The 7,432-nt window shown below is 36.9% G+C and carries 6 protein-coding genes and 1 pseudogene; 2 read left to right on the forward strand and 5 right to left on the reverse strand.

Features of this window, described 5'->3' with window-relative positions; translation table 11 throughout:
- Window positions 1-33: 33 nt before the first annotated feature.
- From DRF65_RS23815 to DRF65_RS23825, 3 genes are all read right to left on the reverse strand, one after another.
- Window positions 34-705 (reverse strand): SH3 domain-containing protein, encoded by a 672-nt coding sequence (locus tag DRF65_RS23815; protein WP_115973215.1) that lies wholly within the window; start codon window positions 703-705, stop codon window positions 34-36.
- A 179-nt stretch (window positions 706-884) separates the two neighbouring features.
- Entirely contained in the window at window positions 885-3,008 is a 2,124-nt protein-coding gene (locus DRF65_RS23820) for a cation:proton antiporter (protein ID WP_115973216.1), read from the reverse strand.
- A gap of 6 nt (window positions 3,009-3,014) precedes the next feature.
- Window positions 3,015-3,578, reverse strand: a complete 564-nt coding sequence (locus tag DRF65_RS23825) for a hypothetical protein (RefSeq protein WP_115973217.1) — start codon at window positions 3,576-3,578, stop codon at window positions 3,015-3,017.
- Between the two features lie 150 nt (window positions 3,579-3,728).
- On the opposite strand from DRF65_RS23825, the gene DRF65_RS23830 reads away from it, so the two are divergent.
- Window positions 3,729-4,649: an alpha/beta hydrolase gene (locus tag DRF65_RS23830; protein WP_115973218.1), complete on the forward strand. Its 921-nt coding sequence runs from the start codon at window positions 3,729-3,731 to the stop codon at window positions 4,647-4,649.
- A gap of 79 nt (window positions 4,650-4,728) precedes the next feature.
- On the opposite strand, the gene DRF65_RS23835 is transcribed toward DRF65_RS23830, so the two are convergent.
- Window positions 4,729-5,637 (reverse strand): DMT family transporter, encoded by a 909-nt coding sequence (locus tag DRF65_RS23835; protein WP_115973219.1) that lies wholly within the window; start codon window positions 5,635-5,637, stop codon window positions 4,729-4,731.
- 255 nt (window positions 5,638-5,892) lie between these two features.
- On the opposite strand from DRF65_RS23835, the gene purE reads away from it, so the two are divergent.
- Window positions 5,893-6,396: a 5-(carboxyamino)imidazole ribonucleotide mutase gene (purE, locus tag DRF65_RS23845; RefSeq protein WP_115973221.1), complete on the forward strand. Its 504-nt coding sequence runs from the start codon at window positions 5,893-5,895 to the stop codon at window positions 6,394-6,396.
- 62 nt (window positions 6,397-6,458) lie between these two features.
- Here the strand turns inward: purE and DRF65_RS23850 are convergent.
- Window positions 6,459-7,432 (reverse strand): annotated as a pseudogene (locus DRF65_RS23850) (IS3 family transposase); the annotation flags it as partial.

Here is a 7,432-nt window from a genome sequence, read left to right on the forward strand (position 1 = left end):
GGCTTGGAGACTAGTTGCTTTTGATAGTCAGGACTAAAACGGTATTTCCAGAGTTCTTCCTTTATATTCACCTTTTTCAATGGTAAAAAGAGCAACATATGTACCGGCACCTTCAGAATTTAGCATTGAGATGTATAAAGTATCATTTTCACGGTCATAATAACAGGTTGTAGATTTATTACTGACCTGAAACAGATTTTCAATATCCTTAGATGGAATCTGAATGGTTTTATCTCCAATTTGTGCGGAAATGGAAAGATAATGAGTCTTAGGAATAGTTCCGTCTAATCCCCATACCTGCTGTTCTTTATAGTAATCGCCATGTAGTGTTGAGGTAAAATCTTTTTCATTTTCCTTAAAATTAAATTTTCCGGAAGTGATATTTACTTTAATATTTCCTGATTTGAAAATCGCTTTGTTGGCATCACGCACTGTGGGTGGAACTTTTGGATAGGACTCTATATATTTCAATCGTGAGTTATGGATATACCCATTGCTTACATTAGCCCAATTCTTATTGGACGGATCCGACTCAAATACATATACGATCTCATCTGAATTGATCTTTCCAATGATGGTACTTTTTGCATCTGCATTTTCTCTTATATTAACATAGCCTTCCTGATCTACCACTTTTGCAAACTGGGCAAATGATAATTGTACACTTAAAGCTGCTGTTAAAAGGAATATCTTCTTTGTTTTCAATGAATTTTAATTTTGAACAAAAATAGGTAAAAAGGCTGGAAGCTTGAAGTGGAAAGCTGTGGAGGATTAATAAATAATCAAAATTTATCTATATAATTTTCCTTAAGATTGCTGCCAGTAATTTATCTGTTGATAAGTAACTTCCAGCCTCCTTCTTCCAGCTTCCAGCCTGTAATTTTTTATTTGAATATCTTCTGAATCACATTTCCGATCTCCACAAAATCTCCATGATTGCCTACAGAACGTATTTCAGGACTGTTTTTATCATATTCGGAGAATGGGAAGATCAGGAGGTAATTATTATCGTTAAGGTTTCTGTTCAGCAGCTCCGGGATAAGCCTCATACGAGGAATATAGGACTGCATTCCGCGTTTTGCCATTAAAATAATCAGAGCTTCATCATCCTTCAGTTGAGCTGCGGTTTTTTCTCCATCCTGCCAGGTATTCATAATGATGAATTCAGCTTCTATATTGGCCTTTTTAATGATTTTCTGAAGAATGTCCAGAATATTTTCAGGTGCATAAAAGGCAACCGTAGCTCCCGAATTCCTGGCGATGTTCCAAACCCTTAAAAGCGCATGGAAGAATCCTGCTTCCTTATGAGCATTTTCAGGAATCATTACAGCATATTTTTTAATGGTGGAAAGTGGCTGTGCCGCATGATACACCAATACGTTAACATCATCATTCTGAAGATACCCATTGTACAGATTGTAGACAAAAGATGGTGAAAAACCTTTCTCATCCTCCAGTCCGATGATCAGATCTGTAATTTTCTGTTCCTTGATGACGTTGTTGACACCATTGATAACATCATTGTCATATCTTTTAAGTGCCTGTAATTTGACATCTGCCGCTGCTGCTGTATCAGCCGCCTGGTGAAGAAGTTTCTCCGCATTCTTTACAGAAGACTCATTTTTATCTTCATTGATAACATTTAAGGCATATAAATCTTCCGTATTGGAATGTGCTTTAATCAGAATTCCAAGGTTTACCATTCTCTCTACAGTTTCTTCGTGATTGATGGCTAACAGGATATTTTCTTCCTCATGGCTGTCTCCGGAGACTGTATCTTCATTATCTGACTCAGCAATTTTCTGAGCGCTTGCCATGGAGATAAAAGATGAGATGGTACAGGAAATAAGGATCAATAGGATACTTCCGTTCAATACGTGCTCGTTCAATAATCTTACAGGTTCTCCTGTTTCTGTTTCAGAAAGGATAATGTTGTATCCTACCATTACAGAAGCTAATGTAGCAGCGGCAGATGCAGAACTCAGTCCAAAGATCAGTTTTCCTTCTTCTTTAGTCAGTCTGAACGTCTTTTGAGTTGCTATTGCAGAAAGATACTTCCCTCCGATAGATGCTACAAGCATGATTCCTGCTACTTCAATGGTTTCCCAGCTTTTGAAAAATACTTTGAAGTCGATCAGCATTCCTACACTGATCAGGAAGAAAGGGATAAAGATGGCATTTCCCACAAATTCAACTCTGTTCATCAGAGATGAGGTATGTGGAATAAGTCTGTTGAGTGCCAGCCCTGCAAAGAATGCTCCGATAATGGCTTCCACTCCGGCAAGTTCAGCAAGCATTGCTGCCAGATAGATCATCACCAGTACAAAAATATACTGTGAGATCTTATCATCCACTTTTTTGAAGAACCAACGTCCTATAATAGGGAAAACAATGAGTACAATTAATGCAAAAACAATGAATGACACAGATAGTTTAACCCAGAATTCCGTTCCTACATCACCTTGTGACATTCCGACGATAATGGCAAGAACCAATAAAGCCAGGATATCAGTAATCATAGTACCTCCCACGGTAATATTCACTGCTTTGTTTTTTGCAATTCCCAGCTTACTTACCAGCGGATAGGCAATCAGGGTATGAGAAGAGAAAAGACTCGCAAATAAGATGGATGTAAGCATTGAGAAATGAAGAATATAATATCCTCCCAAATAGCCCAATACAAAAGGCACAATAAAGGTATAAAGGCCGAAAGTGAGGCTTTTCCATTTGTTTTTCTTAAAATCTCCCATGTCGATCTCAAGTCCTGCGAGGAACATAATGTAGAGAAGCCCGGTAGTTCCGGTTACAACAATGCTGCTGTCTCTTGATAAAACATTAAATCCATTAGGACCGATAATAGCTCCGGCAATGATAAGGCCCAAGAGATGGGGAACTTTAATTTTATTTAATAATAAGGGAGCCGCAAGAATGATGATCAGTACCAACAGGAACTTCAGCACCGGATCCTCTATGGGAAGGCTCAGGTTGTGTATACTCAGTAAAATCATAGGTGTTTATTTGGTGGAACGTACTAATTCAACAGAGAACTTAGCGGTGCAGCCATCAGAAGTAATGGTTCTTGTCCCTTTGATCTTGTTGTCAGAAATATCATTAAGCAGAACGCTCATTTCTACATTTTTTTTAGCCGTGGAATCTGTTTTGAAAGAAAGTCTGATCTCATTATTCTCAAATTTACCGGAATACAGTCTTACCAGGTTGTTATTATTGATGATCTTGGTGATAGGTTGGGTGGAATCATTATCAAATTCCCAAAGATCTGTACGCTGATCGCCTACCGCATAATCGCTGCAATTGGATTCTGTACAGATCACTTTTCCGTTCCATGGACCGGAGATCTCTGCGGGCCATGTAGCAATGACTACAGAATCTTTTTTAGCAAAAATACTGTCTCTCATTTTTAAAAGCGACTGGTATTCAGATTCTTTCTTCGCGAATGTTTTTTCTTTCTCTAATAATTGTTTTTCCCGGTCTGTAAGGCTCTTCTCCTTTTCCTTGTAATCACAGCTTACCAGGATCAAAGAGGCCGCAAGAAGTACAAAAAATGTGTTTTTTAGCATGTTGTATAGGTTGAGTATACAATATAAGAAAAATGAAGAGAATATAAAAACAAGGTTGGGCTGGATATGTTTTTTGTTATCTTTAATATATTGAAATGCAGTTTTATAGATTTATAACGTTTTTTTGATGAATACTCACATTTAAATTAAATGAAAAATATTCTGTTCTCTTTTTTTATTTTTTGTCATCTTATCTTAGGGAGGGATGATTTTGCTGTTAAAGGCCAATTGCCTTCTGTTGCCCTATGGAAAACGGTTCCGGATGGGCCAGGACCCCAGGGTGAGAATAAAATTTCTCAGAAAGGTTCTTTTACCAATATCAATGTTCCTAAATTAATTATACATCAACCTGCAAACCCTAATGGTATTGCTGTTTTGGTGATAAGTGGAGGAGGATATGCTCATATTGAATCTGGTTCCGAAGGTAATCCTACAGGAGTGTGGCTGAAATCACAGGGAATTACAGCTTTTGAATTGATATATAGACTGCCTGGGGAAGGCTGGATTACCAGATCAGTTCCTTTTCAGGATGCTCAACGGGCTTTACGAATCATCAGAAGTGATGCAGGAAAATATAAAATTGATCCTGATAAAATAGGTGTTCTAGGTTTTTCTGCTGGAGGTCATCTTGCAGGATATATTTCTTCTACTTTTGATACTATATATTATCCACCACAGGATGCCATTGATCATATTTCAGCAAAGCCAGATTTTACTGCTATGATTTATCCAGTGGTATCTATGCTTCCACCCAACAACAATACCCATTCTTTTAAATCTTTATTGGGAAAATCATCAGACACAAAAGACCAGATAAAATATTCTGTTGAAAAGCAGGTAACAGAGCGCACTCCAATCACCTTTCTGGCACAGTCTGAAGACGATCCTATTTCACCAGTAGAAAACAGTATTCTTATGTATCAGGCCTTGAAGGACCACAAAGTTCCTGCAGAATTACATTTGTTTCAATCCGGAGGCCATGGCTGGGGATTAGGTAAAAAAGATACCAATACCGGTGAATGGGCGAATTTGTTTTTAAACTGGTTAAAGATCAATGGAATCTACAAATAATGTATAGTTTGAACAATTGTAGAATTCTTACTGAAGCACATTGAGAAAGGACAAATTCATTTTCTTATACTAAACTATCTTATGGAGCTACCTTCTGTCTTCTGAACATCTCCGGTTTATAATTAATGATAAACACACCACAAATAATTAATGCAGCTGCAAGAATAAATTTGAAAGTTATCTGTTCATCCATAATCAGCCAGCCCAGAAATATGGCAATAATAGTGTTGATATAAGCCAATATGGAAACCTGCACGGGAGAAATTTTAGTTAAAGCATAATGAAATGCAAAAAATGCCGCTACAGAACCGAAAACAGACAGGTATAACATAGCTGAAATACTTTTTAACGTCCAGTTTCCAAAGTTATAATGCTCTGAGAAAACGAAAGCCAGGATAATCTGAACAATCCCTGCAAACAGGAACTGGTAAAATAAATTCAGGGTGATATTTCCGCTTTGAATATTCAGCTTCTTAGTGAAGATGGTTCCTGAAGCCCATCCTGAGATCGCACAGAAAAGGAAGATCATTCCCATCCTGTAGTCGGGGTTGGCAAGATCCTGTAAACCGTCCCAGAAAATAAAAAGGATTCCGCTGAAGCACAGCAAAACACCGAGAAAGGCACGGATGCTGAACTTTTGTAAACCAACAGCCACACTTCCTAAAAATACAAGAATAGGAGAACAGGCACTGATGAGTGATGCCAGACTGCTTGATACCGTTTCTTCAGCAACAGTCGTCATCCCATTGGCAATCACCAGCATCAAAGTAGCAAATACAATCTGATACCCCAAACTTTTCCAGCCAATCCATTTGAATTCATTTCTCGAAAGAAGAAGAATAAGCATAATTATTGATGCCAGAAACTGGCGGATTCCAGCTACAAACCAAGCAGGAATGGTTTCCACCGCAACACGGATCGCTAAAAATGTGGTTCCCCAGACAAAAGCTACGGTAAGAACAGCAAAAATAAGTTTATAATCTTTCAAAGTAAATGAAGTGTAACAAACAAATATAGGTGTTTCTTTGTGATCTGAATGGGTACAGTTGAGAAGATTTTTAATGATACAGATGGGAGAGAAGCTGGAGGCTGTAAGAGGGAAGTTATGGTAGACTTAATACCCATTGCAGTATAAAATGAATAGGGTATTATATTGTTCGGAAATAAACTTCCAGCCTCAACCTTCCTGACTTCCAGCTTAAATTTTAATTTTTTATCTTTGAACATCTAATAAAAATTGAAGATGGTAGGTATTATTATGGGCAGTCAGAGTGATCTGCCGATCATGGAACAGGCTGCAAATTTCCTGAAAAGTCTGGATATCCCTTATGAATTGACTGTAGTTTCAGCACACAGAACACCGGAAAGGATGTTTGATTATGCAAAGACCGCTCAGGAGAGAGGTCTTAAAGTGATTGTTGCAGGAGCAGGAGGAGCAGCTCATCTTCCGGGAATGGTAGCAAGCTGTACAACATTACCCGTGATCGGGGTTCCTATTTTGTCCAGTAATTCTATTGACGGATGGGATTCTGTTCTTTCAATCCTTCAAATGCCGGGCGGAATTCCGGTAGCAACGGTAGCATTGAACGGAGCGTTGAATGCAGGAATTTTGGCTGCTAAAATCATTGGAAGCGGTAATGAAGAAGTGGCTGTAAAACTTCAAAAATATCAGGATTCTTTGAAAGATAAAGTATTGGGAACTGTGGAGGATATTAAAGCACAGCATCCTAATCATTTTGATAAATAATTAATTCTAAATCAGTTGACTAGTCCTAAAAAAGGTTGACTAGTTTACTAATTCAAATATAGTTAAATCAGAGTAGAAATTTTCCTATTCTGATTTTGCTTTTTATAAGTTTTTAATTTCACATTATTTTTCATGTGTACTTGGCTTGGGATATTATAATTCAAGGAAAAATGAGGTCTTAAATTATTATAGCAGTAAATTGATTGTTCAAGCTGTTGTGAGAGATTTTTAAAGTTTTCAAAAGTATTAATCAATCCAAACTCATATTTCAGAATACCATTTATTCTTTCCGCTACAGCATTTTCATAAGGATCTGAGTTTTCAGTCATACTTATAAGAATATCACTGTTCTTTAGCATTTCGGTATATTCTTTACTACAATATTGCAGTCCTCTATCTGAATGATGAATTAATGAATGCTTGTACAGTCGGTTTTTTATGGCTTGCTTTAATGCTTTCAATGTGGAGCTAGCCTGTAAATTATCACTCAATTCATATCCTACAATTTTCTTAGAATACGCATCAGTAATTAAATGAAGATAATAGTTCTTCTCTTTAGTCTTCAGATAGGTAATATCTGCAACCCAAACTTTCTCTGAACATTTCAGCTCTTTTTCTTTGATAATGTTGGGATATTTCTTCATCCAATGTTTGGAATTTGTTGTTTTAAAATAGCTATGCCTTCTAGGGATTAAAAGATAATTTGCTCGTAAAAGCTTAAATAAGCTATCTCTTCCTACATGAAGTTTCTCTTTTTCAAAATCATTTTTAAGTAAGAAATAAAGTTTTCGAGTGCCTATCTTAGGCATCTTTTTACGAATTGATACTACTAGTTCTATAATTCTAGCATCATTATTATTTAAAATGAATTGGTTTTTCCTTTTGTAATAAGCTTGCTTACTATATCCAAACAATCGACAGATAGATTCCAGTGAAAGAGTTGTATCTGCCCTTATTTCCTGGATTGATTGGAACCAGACTTTCTTACAATATCAATTTTAAGCTCTCGTTCTGCAATTTCTATAAACTTCCTGAA

Origin of the sequence: Chryseobacterium pennae, assembly GCF_003385515.1 — a bacterium.
GTDB lineage: Bacteria > Bacteroidota > Bacteroidia > Flavobacteriales > Weeksellaceae > Chryseobacterium > Chryseobacterium pennae.

What these genes read in the sequence shown, in the direction of transcription:
- purE (WP_115973221.1), top strand. Translation starts at nt 5,893, where the DNA reads ATGGTAGGTATTATTATGGGCAGTCAGAGTGATCTGCCGATCATGGAA.
- DRF65_RS23825 (WP_115973217.1), bottom strand. Translation starts at nt 3,578, where the DNA reads ATGCTAAAAAACACATTTTTTGTACTTCTTGCGGCCTCTTTGATCCTG.
- DRF65_RS23830 (WP_115973218.1), top strand. Translation starts at nt 3,729, where the DNA reads ATGAAAAATATTCTGTTCTCTTTTTTTATTTTTTGTCATCTTATCTTA.
- DRF65_RS23820 (WP_115973216.1), bottom strand. Translation starts at nt 3,008, where the DNA reads ATGATTTTACTGAGTATACACAACCTGAGCCTTCCCATAGAGGATCCG.